The sequence below is a fragment of the Larkinella arboricola genome (assembly GCF_003259745.1).
In the GTDB taxonomy this organism is placed as follows: domain Bacteria; phylum Bacteroidota; class Bacteroidia; order Cytophagales; family Spirosomataceae; genus Larkinella; species Larkinella arboricola.
This window is the reverse complement of the sequence record NZ_QLMC01000004.1, coordinates 291,422-313,413: the sequence shown is the minus strand read 5'-3', so window position 1 is coordinate 313,413 and position 21,992 is coordinate 291,422. Positions and strand designations below refer to the sequence as shown.

At 53.1% G+C, this 21,992-nt stretch carries 16 protein-coding genes and 1 riboswitch; of the genes, 9 read left to right on the top strand and 7 right to left on the bottom strand.

Translation table 11 applies throughout. From position 1 onward, the window contains the following. The first annotated feature begins 119 nt into the window (after positions 1-119). The 5 genes from LX87_RS16995 to LX87_RS16975 all read left to right on the top strand — a co-directional run bounded on the left by LX87_RS16995 (position 120) and on the right by LX87_RS16975 (position 7,295). The gene (locus tag LX87_RS16995) at positions 120-749 is read left to right on the top strand and encodes an inorganic pyrophosphatase (protein ID WP_111629466.1); all 630 of its coding nucleotides are present in this window, start codon (positions 120-122) and stop codon (positions 747-749) included. 268 nt (positions 750-1,017) lie between these two features. After that, positions 1,018-2,781 (top strand): signal peptide peptidase SppA, encoded by a 1,764-nt coding sequence (gene sppA, locus LX87_RS16990; RefSeq protein WP_111629465.1) that lies wholly within the window; start codon positions 1,018-1,020, stop codon positions 2,779-2,781. Between the two features lie 99 nt (positions 2,782-2,880). Then, the gene (locus LX87_RS16985) at positions 2,881-4,077 is read left to right on the top strand and encodes a helix-turn-helix domain-containing protein (RefSeq protein WP_111629464.1); all 1,197 of its coding nucleotides are present in this window, start codon (positions 2,881-2,883) and stop codon (positions 4,075-4,077) included. 74 nt (positions 4,078-4,151) lie between these two features. Then, a complete protein-coding gene (locus tag LX87_RS16980) occupies positions 4,152-5,333 on the top strand; it encodes an acyltransferase family protein (protein WP_111629463.1) in 1,182 nt (393 codons plus the stop codon). 24 nt (positions 5,334-5,357) lie between these two features. Then, positions 5,358-7,295, top strand: coding sequence for a pyrroloquinoline quinone-dependent dehydrogenase (locus LX87_RS16975; protein ID WP_111629462.1), 1,938 nt, complete (start codon positions 5,358-5,360; stop codon positions 7,293-7,295). Positions 7,296-7,629: 334 nt separating this feature from the next. On the opposite strand, the gene LX87_RS16970 is transcribed toward LX87_RS16975, so the two are convergent. From LX87_RS16970 to metE, 3 genes are read right to left on the bottom strand one after another with little or no spacing between them, the layout of a single operon-like run. Beyond that, positions 7,630-8,016 carry an acyl-CoA thioesterase gene (locus LX87_RS16970; protein ID WP_111629461.1) on the bottom strand — a complete coding sequence of 129 codons (387 nt, stop codon included), beginning with the start codon at positions 8,014-8,016 and terminating at the stop codon, positions 7,630-7,632. A 21-nt stretch (positions 8,017-8,037) separates the two neighbouring features. After that, a complete protein-coding gene (locus LX87_RS16965) occupies positions 8,038-8,283 on the bottom strand; it encodes a cysteine-rich CWC family protein (protein WP_111629460.1) in 246 nt (81 codons plus the stop codon). Between the two features lie 48 nt (positions 8,284-8,331). After that, entirely contained in the window at positions 8,332-10,659 is a 2,328-nt protein-coding gene (gene metE / locus LX87_RS16960; protein ID WP_111629870.1) for a 5-methyltetrahydropteroyltriglutamate--homocysteine S-methyltransferase, read from the bottom strand. A 160-nt stretch (positions 10,660-10,819) separates the two neighbouring features. Continuing rightward, positions 10,820-11,036: riboswitch (cobalamin riboswitch) on the bottom strand. A 99-nt stretch (positions 11,037-11,135) separates the two neighbouring features. Between metE and LX87_RS16955 the strand changes: the two genes are divergently transcribed. From LX87_RS16955 to bioB, 4 genes are all read left to right on the top strand, one after another. After that, positions 11,136-11,579, top strand: a complete 444-nt coding sequence (locus LX87_RS16955) for a hypothetical protein (protein WP_111629459.1) — start codon at positions 11,136-11,138, stop codon at positions 11,577-11,579. 163 nt (positions 11,580-11,742) lie between these two features. Continuing rightward, complete coding sequence (locus LX87_RS16950) at positions 11,743-13,059, top strand: hypothetical protein (protein WP_211325322.1); 1,317 nt, start codon at positions 11,743-11,745, stop codon at positions 13,057-13,059. Between the two features lie 30 nt (positions 13,060-13,089). After that, positions 13,090-14,340 (top strand): hypothetical protein, encoded by a 1,251-nt coding sequence (locus LX87_RS16945; protein WP_111629458.1) that lies wholly within the window; start codon positions 13,090-13,092, stop codon positions 14,338-14,340. A gap of 36 nt (positions 14,341-14,376) precedes the next feature. Further along, positions 14,377-15,378, top strand: a complete 1,002-nt coding sequence (gene bioB, locus LX87_RS16940; RefSeq protein WP_111629457.1) for a biotin synthase BioB — start codon at positions 14,377-14,379, stop codon at positions 15,376-15,378. 74 nt (positions 15,379-15,452) lie between these two features. Here bioB and LX87_RS16935 read toward each other — a convergent pair whose 3' ends face one another. The 4 genes from LX87_RS16935 to LX87_RS16920 form a co-directional block, all read right to left on the bottom strand. Beyond that, positions 15,453-16,703: a glycosyltransferase family 4 protein gene (locus tag LX87_RS16935; protein ID WP_111629456.1), complete on the bottom strand. Its 1,251-nt coding sequence runs from the start codon at positions 16,701-16,703 to the stop codon at positions 15,453-15,455. 60 nt (positions 16,704-16,763) lie between these two features. After that, positions 16,764-17,261 carry a metallophosphoesterase family protein gene (locus LX87_RS16930; protein ID WP_111629455.1) on the bottom strand — a complete coding sequence of 166 codons (498 nt, stop codon included), beginning with the start codon at positions 17,259-17,261 and terminating at the stop codon, positions 16,764-16,766. Between the two features lie 97 nt (positions 17,262-17,358). Beyond that, positions 17,359-18,816, bottom strand: coding sequence for a TolC family protein (locus tag LX87_RS16925; RefSeq protein WP_111629454.1), 1,458 nt, complete (start codon positions 18,814-18,816; stop codon positions 17,359-17,361). Then, positions 18,794-21,982 (bottom strand): efflux RND transporter permease subunit, encoded by a 3,189-nt coding sequence (locus LX87_RS16920; protein WP_111629453.1) that lies wholly within the window; start codon positions 21,980-21,982, stop codon positions 18,794-18,796. Before LX87_RS16920 ends, LX87_RS16925 begins: the two co-directional genes overlap by 23 nt. Positions 21,983-21,992 lie beyond the last annotated feature (10 nt).

Below are 21,992 nucleotides of genomic sequence, written 5' to 3'. Positions count from 1 at the left end.
GAATCTTATCGTCAAAACCATTAATTCATTTTAGCTCTATATTCCAGCCATTTATTAACCATACAATTAAGTAACCATTGTTAACCATACAACCGCCTAGCGATTTACCCGAATTAAGTATGAACAACCAGTTTAAAGCCCATCCCTGGCACGGGATTCCCATTGGTGAACAGGCACCCAAGCAGGTAACTGCTTTCATTGAAATTGTACCGACTGATACCGTTAAATACGAGGTTGACAAGGATACCGGCTACCTGAAAATCGACCGGCCCCAGAAATATTCCAACATTGTTCCGGCACTTTACGGTTTTATTCCGATGACCTACTGCGACGAGCAGGTGGCATCGCTGGCCCGCGAACGGTCGGGGCGCGAGATCGAGAAAGGCGACGGTGACCCCATCGACATCTGCGTACTGAGCGAACACGCCATTACACACGGAAACATCATTCTCCAGGCAATTCCGATTGGCGGTTTCCGGCTGCTCGACAAAGGCGAAGCCGACGACAAAATCATTGCCATTCTGAAAGGCGACGGGATGTATCAGGCATACGACGATTTAAGCCAGCTGCCGGAAAGCGTGGTGCAACGCTTGAAACACTACTTCCTGACGTACAAGAACTTGCCCGGCGAACCGATGACCTGCGAGATTATTAACGTGTATGGCAAGGAAGAAGCCCACGACGTAATCCGGCGTTCGGTAGAAGATTATTGGCTGCTGATGCGGAATATGGCAAAACAAAGCAAATAAGGAGAAACCGCCGGAACGCAGAAAGACAGGAGACACGGGAAAGCCTAAGCGTCATTCCTCCCTTCCGCCCCTGGTTCCATTCCTCCTTAAATACACACTTTCAACACAAATATGGGAGACGGGGAGCCGTCTCCCTTTTATTTTTGTTAAGGTAGTAACGTGAATACGTATCTTTCTTGTTAGATTAAAGACCTGAGATAAAAGAAGTCTGAAAATAATCGCTCTCCTGTCTCTAATCCGTTGTCTCATTTATTTCGTTGACTAAAACATGCGTCAATTCCTAAAATACGTTCTTGCAACTATAGTCGGTTTAATGCTATTTTCTTTCGTGGCTTTCCTGATGCTTCTGGCCATCGGCTCCGTTTTTTCGGCGGCATCGAGTGATGAGGTAGCCGTAAAGGAAAACTCCGTTCTGAAAATCAACCTGAATAGCCCCATCCGGGAAGTTGGTGTCGATAATCCGTTTGGCGGTTTTGGCGCCCTCAATTCAACGGGCAATGCCATCGGTCTGATTGACCTGAAACAGGCGCTGGCGAACGCCAAACTCGATCCGGGCATCAAAGGGGTTTACCTCCAGACTGAGTACCCGCAAACCGGCTGGGCGTCGCTCGAAGAAATCCGGAATGCCCTGATTGACTTCAAGAAATCAAAGAAATTTGTGGTGGCTTACGGCGAGGTAATGACCGAAAAAGGCTATTACATCGCGTCGGTGGCCGACAACATCTACCTCAACCCCGCCGGGGCGCTGGAATGGAACGGTCTGGATGCTGAGTATACGTTTTTCAAAGGCACCTTCGATAAACTGGGCATCAAACCGGTTATTTTCCGGGTTGGTGAATTCAAAAGCGCCGTGGAGCCCTTCATTCGTGATAACATGAGTGAAGCCAATAAGGCCCAGACTACTTCTTTTCTGAATTCGCTCAATAGCCATTTTATGGCCAACGTGGCCCAGAGCCGCGGTTTGCAGGTTGCCCAACTAAAGAAACTGGCCGACGATCTTACCATCCAGACCGCCGGTGATGCTCTGCGGACCAAGCTGGTCACGAAAGTTGCCTACTACGACGAGGTGGAAGCCGATATTCGGAAATCACTGAAGATTGACGAAAAGAAAAAAATTGACTTCATAACGCTCAGCAAGTACGAAAACGCCAAGAAATACGTCGAGGAAGGAAGCACCAAAAACCGGGTAGCCGTTATTATCGCCGATGGTGAAATTGTTTCCGGCAAAGACGACGATAACATCGCTTCCGACCGCGTAGCCGAACAAATCCGGAAGGCCCGGCTGGACGACAAAGTGAAAGCCATCGTCATCCGGGTGAACTCGCCGGGGGGCAGCGCACTGGCCTCTGATGTGATGTGGCGCGAAGTGGTTCTGGCCAATAAAGTCAAACCCGTCATTGCCTCCATGTCGGATTACGCGGCTTCGGGTGGGTATTACCTGGCGATGGGTGCCCGCAAAATTGTGGCCGAGCCTAACACCATCACCGGTTCCATCGGGATCTTCGGTATGGTGTTCAACACCGAAGGTTTCTTCAAAGATAAACTGGGCGTCACCTACGACCGGGTGGTAACCAACACACACTCCGATTTCCCATCGTTCACCCGCGAAATGAGCGATTTCGAGAAAAACGTGTTGCAGCAGAGCGTAAACCGGGGTTACGAAATTTTTACGAGCAAAGCCGCCCAGGGCCGTAAACTTCCAATCGATAGCCTGAAGGCGCTGGCATCGGGGCGCGTCTGGTCGGGTGTTCAGGCCAAGGCCAACGGGCTGGTCGATGAGTTGGGCGGACTCGATAAAGCCGTTCAACTGGCCGCCAAAGCCGCCAACCTCAAAGAAGGTGATTACCGGGTACGGTATACGCCCGAAAAGAAAAATGCCATAGAAGAATTGATCAAATCCTTCACTGGCGACGAAGAGGAGCAGTTGCAGGCCAAACTGGGCGATCTGGCTCCGTATGTAAAATACCTCAAAATGCTGCAACGAATGGAAGGCACGCAGGCCCGTCTGCCCTTCGGACTGGATATAAAATAACGGAACAGGGCTAACGCTCGTGAACCCGAACGAGACCTGTAAGGCGTAAAAACCTTGCAGGTCTTTTTTTGTATCTTGCAGACAGATTGCTGTCGTTGTATGAAGATTCTCCCGGTTCAGATTGATGTTTATGCGCTCATTATCCTGCTGGGCGTAGTGCAGGGGTTGTTTCTGGGGGTTTTCTTTCTGACGAGCAAACGCGGCCAGAATATAGCAAACCGCTGCCACGGCTGGCTGACACTGGCATTGGCGGCCGTCAGTGGCGAAATCTTCCTGAATTACACCAACTACACGTTTCAGGCCCTATGGACGGGAGATTTTTCAGAACCGCTCAACTTCGTCATCGGTCCGCTGTTCTATTTTTACACGTTCAGCCGGATCAGGAAACGTCTGCCGCATCGATGGGGCTGGCACCTGCTTCCTTTTGCCGTTTGGGTAGTCAATTCGCTTACCTGGCACTATCAGCCTATTGAGTTCAAATACAACTCGTATGTTCATGCGTGGCACCCCGAGTTGCCGTACATCGACGCGGACGAATATCTGGAGGAGGATTTCACAGAATTACGGGCGTATATCAGTGAAATAACAATGGTCAGTTGCCTGATTTACGCCGTGCTTTCGCTGCTCACGATCCGGAACGCCATCCGCCAACGTCCTGAACTTCGGTCGTCAGATCAGTTGCAGTCACTACGGTTTCTAAGTTGGATGTTTGCGCTGGTTCCGTTGCTGATCGTTCTCGTAAAACCGCAGTTTCAACGGGATGTGGGCGATTACCTGCTGGCTACCTACATCGCGGCAACCATCTACGCAACGAGTTTTCTCGTCATGCGCGGTTCAGTTTTTTTCCGGGAAGACCTCCTTCCCGACTCGCCGGCACCGGAAACCGAGCCTCCAGCCGATACCAGAAAAAAATACGAACGCTCGTCGTTATCGGAAGAAATCGAAGAAAACCTTCTGAACCGATTGAACCGGCTTTTTGAAGACGAAAAACCGTACCTCGAAAGTGACCTGTCGCTGCCCAAACTGGCCCAGCGGCTCAACACCTCGCCCCACCACCTGTCGCAACTGCTGAACGACCGGCTGGAGCAGAGTTTCTTCGACCTGCTGGCAACTTACCGCGTGCGGGAAGCGCAGCAACTTCTGCGGGATGCTGCCACCGTTAACCTGAAGATCGACGAAATTGCCGAGCGCGTCGGGTATAATTCCACCTCGGCTTTTCACACGGCTTTCAAGCGCCTGACGGGCCAGACTCCAGCGCAATTTCGATCTATGGCGACTTCGTCCCGTTCGGCGTGAACTTCGTGATGATCGGGAAATGGCTTTTTTAGCGCACTGGGCAGCCATCTTTGTCCCATTCAAACGAAAACGCCATGCAATCCATCAGCGTCCCAACGGCCCAAAAACTTACCGCAACCCGTCGCTACGACCTCGACTGGCTACGCGTGCTGGCTATCCTTATCCTGCTTTTTTATCATACCGGTATGATCTACGTCAGCTGGGGGTTCCACATCCAGAGTTCAGAAACCAGCCCATTGTTCGAAGATGTCATGCGCTGGCTGCACCGCTGGCGAATGCCCCTGCTTTTCTTCATCTCGGGAGCCGGAACGTACTACGCCCTCCGCCGACGCACGACTGGCGAATACGCCAGTGAACGGTTTAAACGGCTTTTCATCCCGTTGCTCTTTGGTATGTTCGTCATTGTGCCGCCCCAGATTTATTTTGAATGGCTATTCCGCGGACGGTTTTCCGGGGGCTACGCCGACTTTTACCCCAACGTGTTTGGCTTCGAGCCGTATCAGGATGGCGGCAAGGGTGGCGCTTTTAGCTGGCATCACCTGTGGTTTATCCTGTACCTCTTTCTCTACTCGCTGCTGAGCATTCCTGTTTTTCGCTACCTGAAATCGCCCGCCGGCCAGCGCCTGATCGACCGTCTTGAAAAACTCGTTGCCAAACCGGGCGGAGCCATGACCTTTGTTGGCCTGATCCTGCTCAGTCAAATTCTGTTAAGACCATTCTTTCCCGACGACACCCACGCGCTGGTGAACGACTGGGCCTATTTCGTCTTCAACCTGTTGCTATTCTGGTTCGGCTACGTGCTGGTCAGTCGGCCCCAGTTTGCCCAGATTTTGTCCGACCAACGGCGTATCTTTCTGTTCGGAACGCTGCTTTGCACGATTTATCTCTACGCATCGCGGGCGTATCTGAGTCGGCATCCGGAGCTGGACGATCAGGCCCGGTGGGAAATCCTGTACCACCTCAACGTTAACTGCCTGACCTGGTTTTCGGTCCTGACCTCAGTTGCGTACGGGTACCGGTATCTTAATGTCAACCGGCCCATCTTACCTCACCTGACCGAAGCCGTCTACCCGTTTTACATCCTGCACCAGACCGTTATTATCGTCATCGGTTACTACGTGCTGAAGTCGGGGCAGTTCGGTATTTACGGCGGTTTCGGTCTGATCAGCCTTTCAACACTGGCGATCTGCGTACTGGTTTACTGGTTCCTGATCCGCCCTTTCAAATTGACCCGACTTCTGTTCGGCCTGAAATAAAACTGTCGTATTTAGCTACCCTGAATGATGAAACGTACCCTTTTCTGGATTACCTATTTCGCCGGTTTCCTGGCGCTAAACGGCTTTGCACAATCCACTCAAAACCAGGAATGGCCCGCTTACGGCAACGATCCTGGCGGTATGCGGTATTCGCCCCTGAAACAAATTAATACCGAAAACGTCAAACAACTGCGCGTTGCCTGGACCTTCCGGACGGGCGAACTGGAGCATTACAAAGGCACCGATGCCTCCGAAAAAGCGGCTTTTGAAGCCACACCCGTTATGGTCGATGGGATGCTTGTTTTCTCCACCCCTTCCACCCGGGTTTTTGCGCTGGATGCGGCCACCGGCACCAAAAAATGGAAATACGACCCCGACGTGTATCTCCGGCAGGACTTATCCGAAGTCACCTCGCGGGGCGTTTCCATCTGGCCCTCGGCTACCGACAAAGCCAACGCCCGTGCACCCAAACGGGTGATAGTCCCCACGCTCGACGGTCGGTTGATTGCGCTGGACGCAGCCACGGGCAAGCCCATTGCGTCGTTTGGCAAAAACGGTGCGGTCGATTTGCGGCAGGGCGTTGGTAACATCAGCGTCACTTCTCCACCCGCCATTATTGGCAACACGATTGTGGTTGGTTCGTCGATGGGCGATAACCAGCGGTTCAATTACGAACGGGGCGTTGTCCGGGCCTACGACGCATTGACCGGCCAGCTTCGCTGGAGTTGGGACCCGATTCCGCGTTCCCGAAAAGATCCGGGTTTTAAAACCTGGAAAGGCGACAATGCCACGCAAACCGGAGCGGCCAACGCCTGGTCGGTGATCTCGGCGGACGCGGACCGCGATCTGGTATTTGTTCCCACCACCTCCCCCAGCCCGGACTATTACGGCGGTGAACGGTTGGGCCAGAATCTTTACGCCAGTTCCATTGTGGCCATCCGGGCGTCTACCGGTAAAGTCGTCTGGCATTTCCAGACCGTTCACCACGACTTGTGGGATTATGACAATGCTGCTCAACCGTTGCTATTCACGTTTAACAGGGACGGTAAAGACACGCCCGCCGTAGCCGTCGGCACCAAAATGGGCCACGTTTTTATACTCCACCGCGAAACCGGCGTTCCGCTGCTGCCCGTTGACGAGCGGCCCGTTCCGGCGTCGAACGTTCCGGGCGAAGAGGCCCACCTGACCCAACCCTTTCCGGCCACGCTTCCGGCCCTAGGTCTGCACAAGGTGGAAGCCTGGGGCGCTACACTGGCCGAAAAAGCCGTGGCCGAAAAACGGATTTCGGCTCTGGAGTATAACGGTATTTTCACACCGCCATCGCTGAAAGGTTCGATTATCGCACCGAGTAACGTGGGAGGCATCAACTGGAGCGGCATGTGCTACGACCCCGAATCCGGTTTGCTCATTACCAACGTCAACCGCATTGCCGCCACCATCCGGCTGCTGCCCCGCGAGGGGCTGGCCGTGGCTGTCAAGGACGATCAGGAATTGCTGCGCTCCGAAACCGGCTTTCAGGCCGGAACGCCCTATGTACTGAAACGCAGCTATCTGTTTACAAAAAGTGAACAGGGTCTCTCGATGCAAACCGCTCCGCCCTGGGGAACACTGGCGGCCATAAACCTGAAAAAAGGTACGCTGGAATGGGAAGTGCCGCTGGGTTTTATGTATAATCCGGCTCAGTACCCGGAAGCAAAAAAATGGGGTTCCATTAGTCTGGGCGGAGCCATCACCACGGCGGGCGGACTGGTGTTCATTGCGGCTTCGCTGGATGGGCATTTTCGGGCGTTCAAAACAGGTGATGGCAGTTTGCAGTGGGAAATTCCGCTACCCGCCGGAGGGCAGGCCACGCCAATGACATACCAGCTTAACGGTAAACAGTATGTAGTCATTGCCGCCGGAGGACACGGAAAGGTCGGGACAAAACTGGGTGATTATCTGGTGGCTTATGCGCTGCCGTAACGCCGGTTTAGCGATTTCGGCAGCGCATCAAAAAAACTTTTTCGCTTACGCAACCGTTTGGCCTTCTGGTTCGTATATCTGGCACAGAAGCCTTTGACTCGACCTACCTATGATAACGAAGCGACAGGGGAACCGCTGATGTTACCGGTTCGCGTCATGAGGTCTGCTTGAATACGCCCGGTTATTCCGATTCGTTCGGAATGGCCGGGTGTTCTGTTTTTTTGTAGAAACTGACCTGCAAAATCCTGACCGCTTTCCTGGCATGAAATGCTCATCTCCGCCCCACTGGAACGAAATGAGCAAAGAAGCAGTGGGATCGGGAGCCGGGAAATAATCAGAGAATCTTCACCGGGTTCTTGTGTTCATCAATGGCCACGAAGGTAAACGAACCATGAACGGCCCGCTCGCGGTGTTCACTGTACATTTCTTCAACAAAAATCTCAACGTCGATTTTGATGCTGGTATTGCCGATATGAGCCACGTTGCCGATCAGTTCGACGATGGTTCCGGCCGGTATCGCTTTGTTAAAATTGATCTTGTCTGACGAAACCGTCACGACGCGTTTGCGCGTAAACCGGGTGGCCGTGATGAACGCAATTTCGTCCATCATCTGCATGGCCGTACCGCCAAAAAGTGTGTCGTAATGGTTGGTAGTATTCGGAAAAACGGCTTTGAAAACGCGGGTTTCGGCTTGTTTAATTCTTTCTTCGAGTGAATCCATAGGGTCAAAAGTAGAGCGGTTTCAGTGTGCATTCCTGAACCTCTCCATCTTTTTTTGATGTTCAAGTTGATTGTATTCGGTCCGCACTTCGCGCAGGCAGTTGGCGCACAGGCAATTGGCAAACCGCGAACGTATGTAATTTCGCTGTTCTTCGCTGAGTTGAACCGCCACGCACTGGCACTGGTTGATGCTGCCAACCTTGCATTCGAAAGCCATACCGCAACGCGGACAACCAACAGTTTCGTGTTTCCTGCCTTGTGTTTCCATACGTTTATAACAAATTCCGGCCGACCGTGGCCGGCCGGAATGATTATTTTATACGTTTTCGGTTACCAGATGACGGGCGGTTTGGGCCGCCTGCACCATGTTTTTGAGCGCCTGCTCCGTTTCGGGCCACCGCCGGGTTTTCAGCCCGCAGTCGGGGTTGACCCACAGGTTCCGAACTGGCAGCACGTCGGCGGCTTTATTTAACAACGCCACCATCTCTTCTTTCGTCGGCACGCGCGGGCTATGAATGTCGTAAACACCGGGGCCAATTTCGTTTGGATAATTGAATTGCACAAAAGCGTCGAGCAACTCCATCTGCGAGCGCGACGTTTCGATGGTGATTACGTCGGCATCCATGTCGGCAATCGGCTGAATGATGTCGTTGAACTCCGAGTAGCACATGTGCGTGTGAATCTGCGTTTCATCCTGCACACCCGACGCCGACACCCGGAACGCCTTCACGGCCCAATCCAGGTAAGCCGCCCAGTTTTCACGACGCAGCGGCAAGCCTTCCCGAATGGCCGGTTCGTCAATCTGAATCACGCGGATTCCGGCCCGTTCCAGATCAACCACCTCATCCCGGATGGCGAGCGCAATCTGCATACACGTGTCCCGGCGAGGCTGATCGTCGCGCACAAACGACCATTGCAGAATCGTCACCGGTCCGGTCAGCATCCCTTTCACGGGTTTGTCCGTCAGCGACTGCGCGAACACGGTCCAGCGAACAGTCATGGCTTCGGGCCGGTGTACATCGCCGTAAATAATGGGCGGTTTCACGCAGCGCGAACCGTAGCTCTGCACCCAGCCGTTCTGGCTGAAGGCAAATCCGTCGAGCAATTCGCCGAAATATTCGACCATGTCGTTGCGCTCAAATTCGCCGTGTACCAGCACGTCCAGCCCGATTTCCTCCTGCCAGCGAATGGCCTTCCCGGTTTCTTCCCGAATAAACGCTTCGTATTGCTCCAGCGTCTTCTCCCCTTTCTTGAATTTAGCCCGGTTTAACCGGACGTCTTCCGTTTGCGGAAACGAACCAATCGTTGTGGTCGGGAAAAGTGGCAGATTCAGCCGCTGGTGTTGCAGGGATTGTCGTAGAGCGAAAGCGCCCTGACGATGCGTATCGGCGTCGGTGAGTTGGTTTACCCGTTGCTGAACGTCCGGGCGATTGATGAGTGTGGATTGTCGGCGGGCGGTCAGCACGGCTTTGTTTTCGCGGAGCCAGGTTTGCGCCGGTTCACTGTTGGGGTCGGCGGAAATCGTCGCCAGTTTGACCACTTCGGCCAGTTTTTGTTTGGCAAACGCCAGCCATTGTTTGATTTCGGGCGTTAAACCGCTGGCGTCGGTTTCCAAGTCCAGATCGCAGGGTGTATGCAGCAACGAACACGAAGGCGCCACCAGTACGCGGTCGTGACCCAGTGCGTCGGTGGCTTTCCGGATCAGATCCAGCGAACGGCTTAAATCATTGATCCACACGTTCCGGCCATCGACTACGCCCAGCGATAGGGCCGTGGTACCGTTAACAAAATCCGTTTTCAGAATATCATCCAACTGGCTCGGACAACGGACCAGATCCAGGTGCAGGGCGTTTACAGGCAACTGCGTTGCCAGGTGCAGGTTTTCGCCAAAACACTCAAAATACGACGCGACCAGCAGTTTCAGTTTTGGAAACCGTTCGCGCAAAAACCGGTAGGCCGTAGCGTAGGCCACCTGTTCGCGTTCTGGCGAATTCAGCACCAGAGCGGGTTCGTCCAGTTGAATCCAGTCGGCGTCCTGTTCCTGCAAACGGGTCAGAATCTGTTCGTAAACCGGCAGCAGGCGGTCCAGCAGATCCAGCCGGTGAAAACCGTCTTCTTTTTCCTTGCCCAGCAGCAGATACGTCACCGGCCCGAGCAACACCGGCTTCGGCACGGCGCCCAGCACGGTTTTAGCCTCTTCAAATTCCGCAAAAAGCTTTTCGGAACGGAGCGAGAACGTTTGATCTTTGGTAAATTCCGGAACGATGTAGTGGTAATTGGTATCGAACCACTTGGTCATTTCCATCGCAATCAGGTCCAGACCATCTTTCTGGTAGCCGCGCGCCATGGCAAAATACAGGTCCAGTTCGGCCGCGTCCGGTTTTTCGGCGAGGGGCCAAAACCGCTCCGGAATGGCGTTGACCGTCAGCGACCAGTCGAGCATCTGGTCGTAAAACGAAAAATCGTTGCACGGAATAATCGAGATTCCGGCCTGTTGCTGCGTCAGCCAGTTGTCGCGCCGAATGCGCTGCCCGGCTTCGAGCAGTTGATCGTGGGAAATTTTTCCGGCCCAGTACTGTTCACTGGCCTTTTTGAGTTCGCGGTGGCTACCGATTCGTGGATAGCCGAGGTTGTGTGCGACCATTTTTGGAATGTTGGTTAAATAATGGTACCGAGTTCTTTGCCGAACTCCCTGCACCCGCACGCTGCGAAAACCAACACCCATGACACACCTCACCCGGCCTTTTTGAAAGGCAGGAAATAAAGAAGAAGTCAAGTTTGATGGAACCCAGAAGCGTGTGGGCTTGATCAAGTAGGCTAAGGCAAGTCTCCTGGCTTGTGACAGTATTTGCCGTCCTTCTCATCCCGTCGCAACGGCGAACCGCTGGCGGAACAATGGACATCGAGGGCAAACCCTTTTCTAAATGGTCACTGACAGTAGCAACGTCTGCTCGTGATTCTCACACGATTCCTTTTTCATCCCCCAACACTCTTGGGGAAACCGTAGCCTGTTTGACGGAAAACAAAGAACAACACCGCAAACTAACGGGAATCCGGCGGTAAAAGCAAAACGGTTCCGTTTGATTAACTAGTTTTACACTTCACCAATCCGTCCACCCAATGCGATTTTATCTTTTCTTCAGCGCGCTCCTAACGGTGTTCAGTAGTTGCAATAGTGGTTCTAAACAAACCGACACCCCAACCACGGAAGCCGCTGCAACATCCCCGGATACGGTTTGCTACCAGCAGGTAACGGGGCGCGATACCACCACGCTCCGGCTTGTCGTCAACGGCTCGGACGTAACGGGCGAACTGGCGGTTTTGCCGTACGAAAAAGACCGGGCGCGCGGGCCAATCAGCGGAACGCTGGCAGACAACCAAATCCGGGCAAACTGGCAGCGTACGGGCGAAGGCGTCACGCAACCCTACGAAATTACGTTCACGCTGGCGGGGGATGCCGTCACCTGGCGGGAAGGCGAACGGGTAGAACAGCAAGGGCGCTGGATTTTAAAAGATCCTTCAGGCGGTTTTGAATACAAGGTCTTAAAGACGGAATGCCGGTAAAAGGGTTTGTGTCGCGGAGGTAAGCGGAGTCTCTGCTAAGCTCTATTTCCTCCGCTTAACTCCGCGAAACCACACCTCTCCCCAGCAGACGATCATTTCTAAAATTTGGTAGCTACCGCGGGTTTACCGAACTTTACCCTAAAATCAAACTGCACCTGCCTACATGAACTTTTTTGAGGATACGGTTTCAATCGTCAAAGTAGCCGTGTCGTTGCTACTTGCCATTTTTAGCTGGCTGCTGATCCGATTTCCCGCTCCATTCCAACGCTTGCTGAATCCCCGACCGGCTTTGACACTCTGGGGATTTTTTATTTTTTTCCGAATTCTTCCCTTTATTCTGGTTTACCTCGTCCTGGACTTTGCGCCCCGCAGCGATACCGAATTTTTCTATAAGAAAGCATTTGCGGCCTACCAGGGCAAAATGGTCTACCGGGATTTTCTCTCCTACCACGCGCCGTTGTTTGGTTATCTGATCAGCCTGCCGCTCTTTTTGTGGAACAACGCCAAGATTCTGATCCCGTTCATGGCCATCTTCGAATTTGTCATTGTCTGGGCTACCTGGCGGTATTACCGCGCGGTTCGGCCGGATGCCCTGCTGGTGGCGGCCCTGTATTTTGTGCTGCCCATGACCTTCGTCGCTATGGTACTGAGCAGTGAAGAAGACATCTGGTTCTGGGGGGTCGGGCTGATTACGCTCCACTACGCCAGCCGTCAGCAAAGCAGTCTCTGGATCGGGGTGATCTGGGGCTTATCGATGATTCTGATCAAAAGCATGGTCATTGTGCTGCTGATTCCGATGTTTTTTCTGGTCGATAACAAGTTTAAATACGTTCTGGGGCTGGCCCTCGTCGGTATTCCGTCGATTGTCATTCTGTATCTGCTGATGGGTGACGCCTTTTTGATGCCGCTGCAACACTCCGGCTACCACATGACGCCCAACCTTGTCAGCGTTACGCGCCCGATTCTCAGCGGCTTATACAACCAGATCAGCCTGACGAACCTCAATACCATCAGCCTGTTTATCACCATGGCCCTGTCGTCGTGGGCGGCCATCCGGTACAAACACCTGGGCTACCAACGGCTTTTCCCGACGCTGTTTGTGCTCACCTTCGGCATTTTTATGCTGGTGCAACCCAGCGCGCCGGGCTTTTATCTCTATTTGCACATGATTGTGGTGCTGTTTGAGGTAATGAGAAGCGAAGACCGCGCTTTTGGTTTTCAGCTCATCCTGCTTAACTTCCTGCTGGTCATTCAGCCGATTACCTGGGTGATTTACATCGGCATGAAAAACTACGACGACTGGCAAGCCGTTTTCGCTTCGTCCGTTACAGCCGCCGATTACGTTATTCAGGTTGTGGAAGTGGCCCTGTTGATTGTATTGGTCTGGAAGACGTATCTTCACTTAAAAATGCTCGATCGGACCGCGAGCCCAGCCTATTCGATTCCGTCGCAGCGTGCAGGCAGTTCTTCGGTATCCTAATCGTGATTGTCCATTTTCGCTGTCTCTAGCATGTTTATAGTTCTTTCGAAGGCAGTTGTGTCGGTTTTGCTGGGGGCTTTGGCGCTGTTGATGGCGTTTCGGCGCCCGGTCATTGCCTCGTTTCTGGACCAAAGCCGACGGCCCTGGCTGCTGATTTTCTGGGTGGTGCTACGGCTGATTCCTTTCGTGGGCATTTATCTGGTGTTCGGTTTTACGCCCCAGTCCGATGTCGCCAATTATTATTATCCCATCGGCTTATCAGCCAAGGCCCTGGAAGTACCGTACCGGGATGTGGTCAATCCGTATTCGCCCTTTTACGGTTTCTGGATGGCCATTCCGCTGCTGTTCTGGAACAATACGAAGGCGCTGGTTCTGTTTCTGACGCTGATTGAGTTTCTGGCGGTCTGGCTCACCTACCGTACCTACGACGGTTTGTTAAGCCGGGGCGAACGGCTTTTCCGGGCACTGTTTTACCTGATGCTGCCGGTTCCGTTCTGTATGTCCGTACTGAGCGGACAGGAGGACGTGATGCTCTGGATCTTTGCCCTGCTGGCCATTGTCGTCCTGAAACGGTATAACAACGATTACCTCTGCGGGCTGCTGCTGGCACTCGGCATACTCTCAACCAAGGCCGTCTTTATCCTGGTTTTACTACCGTTCTTTCTGTTGAGCCGCCGACCGATTCCGTTCATGGCAGGGCTGGCGACGCTGGGGCTGCCGGTTTTTGTTTTTCTGTACCTCAAAACCGGCGTTCTGTTTATTGAGCAACCGTTGCTGGAAGGCGCTTATCTGAAAGCCCCCAACTGGGCATCGGTTCTGCACCCCTGGATTTCCGGCTTTACCAATTTCGAGTTATCGATCTGGAACTACGCGGGTTTGCTCATCAGTCTGCTGGTGGGCATCCAGACGCTGCGGTTACGCGGTCAGCACGACTATCGAACGTATTTCCCGTTGTTCTACATCGCAACCTTCAGCATCATGACGGTGGTACAGAAAAATGCCATCGCCAATTACGCCTACCTGTTCATGCTGCCGCTGGTAGTTCAGATGCTTGATTTTCGGAACCGGACCGCGCTGGTTTTGCTCGTCCTGTTCAATATACTGGCCGCCGTTCATCCCTCTTTCTGGTGGCGAATCGGGCAACCGTATTACCAATCGGTGAGCGAAATTCTGAGTCGGCCGGATTATATGCTGGACTACGGCATGGAGCTTTTTATCATCGGTTATTTGCTCTACCTGGTTGTAAAAGCGCAAAAATTACTCAAACTGCCCTATATTTGATTTTCTTACCGTGAATTACGCTATAGACTGATTGATATGACTGACGTACGCAATGACTGGACCCGCGAGGAAATCGCTGCCATTTATAACTCCCCCGTTCTGGATCTCATCTATCGCGCAGCCACCGTTCACCGCCAGCACCACGATCCGCAGGAAGTACAGGTTTGTACGCTGTTGTCAGTGAAAACCGGGGGTTGTCCCGAAGACTGCGCCTATTGCCCGCAAGCCGCTCGCTACCATACGAATGTAAAAGTTCACAAACTAATGGAAGTGGACGAAGTTCTGTCGGCCGCTTACCGGGCCAAGGAATCCGGCAGCACACGGTTTTGCATGGGAGCCGCCTGGCGCGAAGTGCGCGATAACCGCGATTTTGACAAGGTTCTGGAAATGGTAAAAGGGGTTAATCAGATGGGTATGGAAGTCTGCTGCACCCTCGGAATGCTAACCGAAAGCCAGGCCGAAAAACTGAAAAATGCCGGTCTGTACGCCTATAATCATAACCTCGATACCAGCGAGGAATACTACGGGGATATTATCTCGACTCGTACCTACGACGACCGGCTGGATACGCTGGGTCACGTGCGGCAGGCTGGTATATCGGTTTGTTCGGGCGGGATCATCGGCATGGGCGAATCGCATCAGGACCGTATCGGTATGTTGTATACACTGTCGAATTTGCCCGAACACCCGGAATCGGTGCCCGTCAACGCGCTGGTGCCCGTGGAAGGCACGCCCCTGGAAGAACAGCCCCGGGTGTCGGTTTGGGAAATGGTGCGGATGATTGCTACCGCGCGGATCATCATGCCAAAAGCGATGGTCCGGCTATCGGCAGGCCGGGTCCGGATGAATGTCGAAGAGCAGGCGCTTTGCTTCCTGGCCGGCGCCAATTCCATTTTCGCGGGTGATAAACTACTCACGACGCCGAATCCGGAAGAAGATATGGACCGCCAATTGTTCCAGACGCTGAATATCCGCCCACGCAAGGCATTCAAGGATGCCGAACAACCGGCCGTGGTTTTCGAGCAAATACCGTTATAAGTAGCTACCTCGCACAAAGAGTATTATCATAAAAATGCCCCGATCAGAAGTCGGGGCATTTTGTTTTAAATCGATCAAACAATAACTTTTTCCTGCCCGATGGTGCTCATCAGAGCATCCTCGATTCGGTCGATGGATTTTTCAAACGTCCACTTTTCCTGAACTACCCGCCGAGCATTGCGCGAAAGCCGGTCGGCCAGCGCCTGATCCGTTAGCACCCGTTCGACGGCTTTTGCCATTTCCTCGGGTTTCCGATTGACCAACAGACCGTTGTAATTATCAATAATGGTTTCCCGAACACCGCCCTCGGCTACCGCCACTACCGGCAGTCCGCAGGCATTGGCTTCCAGTGGTGCCAAACCAAAGGGTTCCAGTGTTGAAGTATAGAGCAGACAGGAAGCGGTATTGAGAAGCCGGACCAGTTCTTTGTGCGGTATTTTTTCGCGCGGCTCAAAATTTACCCCCCGTTCCTGGCTTAAATTTCTTAATTTATCAACGTACGCCTTATCCCCCATATCGCCCACCCACACGAGTTTAGGCCGAATGCTTTCCGGAATCAGGGCCAGCGACTCGATGGCCATATCCGGCCGTTTATGCTGAAAAAAGGCGCCTAACCCCATCACAAACGGTTCGCGGGGTAAATCCAGAAACGGAAACAGAGCGGAATCAATGCCCAGATAGCAGACTTCACCCGCCCCGCCGTAGGCCCGGAGCAGGTTTTCGTTGCTGAAATACGAGTTGACCAGTACTTTGTCGTAGTTCCGGTAATTCTCGATTTCTTCACGCACCCGTACCCGCGCCTGACGAATCTTGAAAATATCATCCCAGTATTGGCTCCGGTAGTCGGCTTTTTTCCAGTTGCCATTGGCAGCCGGCAGCCCCTCCCAGATCAGTTCGGGCGACGATTCGAACAGCGTGCGATTGGGTTCACCCAAGTACAGTGCTTTCGGAATGTTGATAAACCGCCCGATGTAGGGCATGGAGAAGATGATGCAGGAGTTGGCAAACAACACATCGAAACCGCCCTCATTAATCTGTTCGGCACATTGGCGGCAAAACTCGAGCATCCGCCGGATGCGGGTTTCGGGTTCAAACTTGACCGCCCAGATTTTATCCCGGTATTCGTCGCGAATCCGAATATCCATCGACAACGGCAATACGTGCGTTTTGGTCACGTATTGATCTACATCCAGAAACTGACTATCCGCGATCGACGACGTCCACACTTCGATGGTATGACCGCGTTGGGCCAGCCCCTTGATGTGCTGGTGTAAAGCCCGACTTCCTCCCCCGCTCCGCAGGTTATGCCAAACTGCAATTTTCATTGATTACCGCTTAATCCAGGTAAAACGGTGGCCAATATAGTATTTTTTTCTGATAACTCCCTACCGGCTCCCCAATTCAAGCACTTCCATATTCGTAATCCGTCCTGCATCCAGGGCGAACCGTATTCCCGTACGGACCCGATGAAAACCGTGTTTACCGCACGCTCCAGGATTGATAAACAACAAATTATTCATTTTTAGATCTCTGGTTACTTTTAAGATATGCGAATGACCGCAAACAAAAATATCCGGAGGATTTAGTAACAAACTGGGCCGGACAATAGGATTATACCGGGGTGGCGTCCCTCCAATGTGCGTCATCCAGACGGAGAGCCCTTCAAGTTCAAAGCGCTGATGCTCGGGACATTCCTGTACAATCTGCGCATTATCGATGTTTCCATAAACAGCCCGTAGCGGTTTGAAAGCCCGTAGTTGATCGATAATTTCCAGCGAACCGATGTCTCCGGCATGCCAGATTTCGTCGCACTGGGCAAAATGCGTGAAGAATTGCGGGTCTAAAAAACCGTGGGTGTCAGAAAGCAGGCCGATGCGGGTCAATAGTATTACACAGAGTTTATCAGAGGATATCAAAGTTAATCAGTGTTTCTCTGATAACCGCTAATTCCCTCCGATAAACTCTGTGTAAGAACCCCAATTACTGCCAGCCGCCCCCTAACGCCCGGTAGAGGTCGATAAGGGAAAGGAACTGTGCCCGTTTGGTATTAATAAGTGACAATTCGGCCGTCAGCACACTCCGTTGCGCCGTGATTACCTCCAGGTAGTTAGCATAACCCGTCGCAAAAAGCTCATCGGAAATGGTTGCCGCCTGATTCAGCACGGCGACTTCCTGCGTTTGCAGGTCGGCCACTTTCCGGTAGTTTTCAATCCCGCGCAAACTGGTCATCACCTCGCTAAAGCCGGTCAGTACGGTTTTCCGGTAGTTATAAAAGGCTTCCCGGCTCTGGGCGATGGATAGATTATAGTTCGATTTGATATACCGACGGTTGAAAACCGGGGCCGACAAACTTCCTAAAGCACCCAGGGCCAACGAAGCCGGATCAAGCAGAACCGACGCCCGGAACGAGTTCAAACCGATGTACGGCGTTAAATTCAGCGAAGGCAAAAACTCCGCACGCGCTACATCAATGTCGATATTAGCGGCCTGCATCGCCAGTTCGGCCTGTTGAATATCCGGTCGGCGACGCAGCATCTGACTCGGCACACCCGCCGAAACCTGAGCCGGTAGCGCCTGGTCTGTGAGGGTTTTGCTGCGCGGAATCGGCTGCGGAAACCGGCCGAGAAGCTGATTCAACTGATTCTCCGTTTCCACAATCTGCTGCTGCACCTGCGCTTCCAGGCTCCGCGTGTTGATCAACTGCGCGTTGAACTGCTGTACTGCCAGTTCGGTCACACGTCCGGCGGCTTTCTGCACAGCCACCAATTCAACAGCCCGTTGTTGCAGTTCGGCGTTTTCCCGAATGATGGCCAGTTCGCTATCCAGCCCCAGCAGGCTGTAATACTGACGGGCCACCTCCGAAATGAGCGACGTAGTAATCAGGTGACGGCCTTTCTCGGACGCCAGAAAGCGGATGTAAGCCGCCCGCTTGCGGTTGCGTAACTTGCCCCACAGGTCGATTTCCCAATTGCTCCGGAAACCGAGGAAATATTCAGGCGTTGCATCCGGAATGCGCTGCTTACCGTCAATATTCGGCGACAGGTTTGTATCGTAGTTTCCCACACCGTTCAGCGTATACCGTCCATACCGATCCACTCCAGCAGCGCCCACGGCATTGACCGATGGCATCAATGCTCCGCGCGTGAACTCGAAGTTGGCCCGCGCCACTTCAATCCGCTGCGTGGCAATCTGCAAATCCGGATTCCGGGCCAAAGCCGTGTCAATCAAACTTTCCAGATCGGGGTCTGCAAAAAAACCTTTCCAATCCAGGTTACCAATGGAAGTGGAATCGGTGCTTCCCGTAAACGATGTGGGTACGGGTGTAGTGGCCGGTAATCGGATCGGCTCCGAAACCCGGCAACTACTCAACAATAAAAGCGGAACACAATACCAGAGAACGTTAACGGGATTAATTTTATGAATGAACTGTCGTACCATTTTCGTGATTTTGAGTGAATACCGGAGCCCGTTCAGACTCATCGTCTTTGGGCGATTTGGATTGTAGCTTCTGCGCCAGTTTGGCAAACACCACGTATAGACCGGGAATCAGGAACAGCCCGAACAGCGTTCCGATAAACATCCCACCCGCGGCTGCCGTACCAATCGAACGGTTTCCCAGGGCACCGGCACCGGACGCAATACAGAGCGGAATCAGACCGGCGATGAAGGCGAAAGAGGTCATCAGGATCGGACGCAGACGCGACAACGCCCCTTCCATAGCTGCTTTCAGAATGGACATGCCCTCCTGCTGCTTCTGGTTGGCAAACTCTACGATCAGGATGGCGTTTTTACCCAGCAACCCGATCAGCATGACAAGCGATACCTGCGCGTAGATGTTGTTCTGCAAACCGGCCAGCTTCAAGCAGAGGAACGACCCGAAAATCCCGGCAGGCAGCGACAGCAATACCGCCATCGGCAGGAACAGACTTTCATACTGCGCCACCAGCAGCAGGTACACGAAAACAAGACAGATCACGAAAATCCAGACGGCCTGGTCGCCCGAAAGAACTTCCTCCCGCGTCATCCCCGACCACTCAAATGAGAAACCACGCGGCAGCTTTTCTTCTGCCACTTCCTGAATGGCTCTGATGGCATCCCCGGAGCTGTAACCGGGAGCGGCTTCCCCGTTGATCATGGCGGACGTAAACATATTATAGCGGGTCAACTGCTCCGGTCCATACACCCGTTCCAGCGTCACGAAGTTGGAATACGGAACCATTTCGCCCTGATCGTTCTTCACCCGCATGTTCAGTACGTCTTCCGGTTTGGCGCGGTAGCTCGGAGCCGCCTGCACCATCACTTTATACATCTGGTTGAACCGGATAAAGTTAGACGCATAAAAGCTTCCCATCATCGTCTGAAGCGTACTCATGGCGTTGTCGATGGAAACGCCCTTCTGAGCGGCTTTGTCCTGATCGACATGGAGCAGGTATTGCGGGAAGCTAGGGTCAAAACTCGTAAATACCCGGCTGATCTCCGGCCGTTTTTCCAGTTCTGCAATAAAGTTATCAGCTACCTTTTTCGTGTTTTGTAGGTCATCGCTGCGGGTTTTATCCAGCAAACGAATCTCGAAACCACTGGAGTTACCAAAACCGGGCACGGTCGGGGGCGAGAAGAACTGAATGCTGGCGTCGTTGATGTGCTTGGTTTTTTCGGCCAGAATCGCAATCACGTCATCCACGGTTTCCTTCCGCTGGTCCCAGCTTTTGAGGTTAATCATCCCCATCCCGTACGAAGCACCGGCTCCGTCGGTCATAAGGCTCAATCCCGCCAGTGTCGAAACGTTTTCCACCGACTCCAGGGTAGAAGCCGCCTGCTGTACCATGTCCATCACCTCCTCCGTCCGTTCTACGGTAGCACCAACCGGCGTGGTCACGTTCACATAAATCATCCCCTGATCCTCCGTCGGAATAAAACCAGCGGGCAGTACAGTATTGACGCCCCAGGTTGCCGCCACAAACAGTAACAGAACGCCCCAGGTAACCACACCCCGGTTTACGAAAGGCCGCACCCCGCCCATGTATTTCCGGGCCAGCGCATCGTAACCGCGATTGAATTTGGTAAAAAACCGCCCAAGCCAGCCGGTTTGCTCACCGTGAACGGGCCGCAGCAGCAGCGCACACAAAGCCGGCGTCAGCGTGACGGCGTTAATCCCCGAAATCACAATGGAAATGGCGAGGGTCAGCGAGAACTGCCGGTAGAAGATACCAACCGGCCCCGACAGGAAAGCCACCGGAATAAATACAGCCGACATCACGAGCGTAATGGCAACAATGGCCCCGCTGATTTCTTTCATGGCCGCAAACGTAGCCGCCCGCGGAGACAGATGCTCTTCGGTCATTTTGGCGTGTACGGCCTCCACGACCACAATCGCATTATCGACGACAATCCCGATGGCAAGTACTAACGCAAACAGCGTCAACAGGTTGATGGAGAACCCGATTACCTGCATGAACGCAAACGTTCCGACCAGCGCCACCGGCACGGCCAGCGCACAAATCAGCGTGGAACGCCAGTCTTGCAGGAAGAGGAACACCACGATAAACACGAGGATAAATGCTTCGAACAGGGTCCGGACCACTTCGTGAATCGACGCATCCAGGAAGCGCGAAACGTCGTAGGCAAAGTTATAGGTCATACCGGGCGGAAAGGTCGTTTCCTGCAGCTCGGCCATTTTTGCCTTCACGTTGTTAATCACTTCCTGCGCATTGGAACCGGGCCGCTGCTTCAGCATGATAGCCGCCGAGGGCTTTCCGTCGTTTTTAGACAAAATACTGTAATCCAGCGATCCGAATTCTACATCCGCAATGTCTTTCAGCCGGAGCAGTGAACCGTCTTTTTCGGTACGGAGAACCAGATTCTCGTACTGAGCCGGGTCAAAAAATTTACCGGTATACCGCAGAACGTACTGCAACACCTGGGCGTCGCGGTCGGAGCTTTCACCGGCTTTTCCGGGCGCGGCTTCGACATTTTGCCTACGGATTGCATTAATTACATCGTCCGGCGATACTTCATAAGCCGTCATCCGGTCGGGTTTGAGCCACACCCGCATGGAATATTCCCGGGCACCCAGAATGTCAACGAAGCCAACCCCGTCGATCCGCTTCAGTTCCGGGAAAATATTGATATCTGCAAAGTTGTAAATAAACTTCTCGTCCGCCGTCGTATCGCTGCTGATCAGGTTGAGATACAGCAGCATACTATTCACTTCTTTTTCAGTAGTTACCCCGGCTTTGATTACCTCCTCGGGTAACTCATCCAAGACGGTTGTTACACGGTTCTGCACGTTTACAGCCGCCAGATCGGGGTCCGTACCAACTTCAAAAAAAACTTGTATCAACGTTGAACCGTCATTCCCCGAAATAGACGTCATGTACGTCATATTTGGCACACCGTTGATGGCCCGCTCAATCGGCATGGCCACGGCTTTCGTACTCACCTGCGCATTCGCTCCCGTATACATGGCCGTGACGGTAACCGATGGCGGAACGATGTCGGGGAACTGCGTAACGGGAAGATTCATGAGCGCCAGTAAACCCAGCAACGTAATCAATACCGAGATTACGGCGGAGAGTAGAGGCCGTTTTATGAAGGTATTAAACATAATTTACGGT

What these genes read in the sequence shown, in the direction of transcription:
- LX87_RS16950 (WP_211325322.1), top strand. Translation starts at nt 11,743, where the DNA reads ATGAACTTTTTTGAGGATACGGTTTCAATCGTCAAAGTAGCCGTGTCG.
- LX87_RS16995 (WP_111629466.1), top strand. Translation starts at nt 120, where the DNA reads ATGAACAACCAGTTTAAAGCCCATCCCTGGCACGGGATTCCCATTGGT.
- LX87_RS16970 (WP_111629461.1), bottom strand. Translation starts at nt 8,016, where the DNA reads ATGGATTCACTCGAAGAAAGAATTAAACAAGCCGAAACCCGCGTTTTC.
- LX87_RS16945 (WP_111629458.1), top strand. Translation starts at nt 13,090, where the DNA reads ATGTTTATAGTTCTTTCGAAGGCAGTTGTGTCGGTTTTGCTGGGGGCT.
- LX87_RS16980 (WP_111629463.1), top strand. Translation starts at nt 4,152, where the DNA reads ATGCAATCCATCAGCGTCCCAACGGCCCAAAAACTTACCGCAACCCGT.
- LX87_RS16935 (WP_111629456.1), bottom strand. Translation starts at nt 16,703, where the DNA reads ATGAAAATTGCAGTTTGGCATAACCTGCGGAGCGGGGGAGGAAGTCGG.
- bioB (WP_111629457.1), top strand. Translation starts at nt 14,377, where the DNA reads ATGACTGACGTACGCAATGACTGGACCCGCGAGGAAATCGCTGCCATT.
- metE (WP_111629870.1), bottom strand. Translation starts at nt 10,659, where the DNA reads ATGGTCGCACACAACCTCGGCTATCCACGAATCGGTAGCCACCGCGAA.
- LX87_RS16955 (WP_111629459.1), top strand. Translation starts at nt 11,136, where the DNA reads ATGCGATTTTATCTTTTCTTCAGCGCGCTCCTAACGGTGTTCAGTAGT.
- sppA (WP_111629465.1), top strand. Translation starts at nt 1,018, where the DNA reads ATGCGTCAATTCCTAAAATACGTTCTTGCAACTATAGTCGGTTTAATG.
- LX87_RS16975 (WP_111629462.1), top strand. Translation starts at nt 5,358, where the DNA reads ATGATGAAACGTACCCTTTTCTGGATTACCTATTTCGCCGGTTTCCTG.
- LX87_RS16925 (WP_111629454.1), bottom strand. Translation starts at nt 18,816, where the DNA reads ATGGTACGACAGTTCATTCATAAAATTAATCCCGTTAACGTTCTCTGG.
- LX87_RS16965 (WP_111629460.1), bottom strand. Translation starts at nt 8,283, where the DNA reads ATGGAAACACAAGGCAGGAAACACGAAACTGTTGGTTGTCCGCGTTGC.
- LX87_RS16920 (WP_111629453.1), bottom strand. Translation starts at nt 21,982, where the DNA reads ATGTTTAATACCTTCATAAAACGGCCTCTACTCTCCGCCGTAATCTCG.
- LX87_RS16985 (WP_111629464.1), top strand. Translation starts at nt 2,881, where the DNA reads ATGAAGATTCTCCCGGTTCAGATTGATGTTTATGCGCTCATTATCCTG.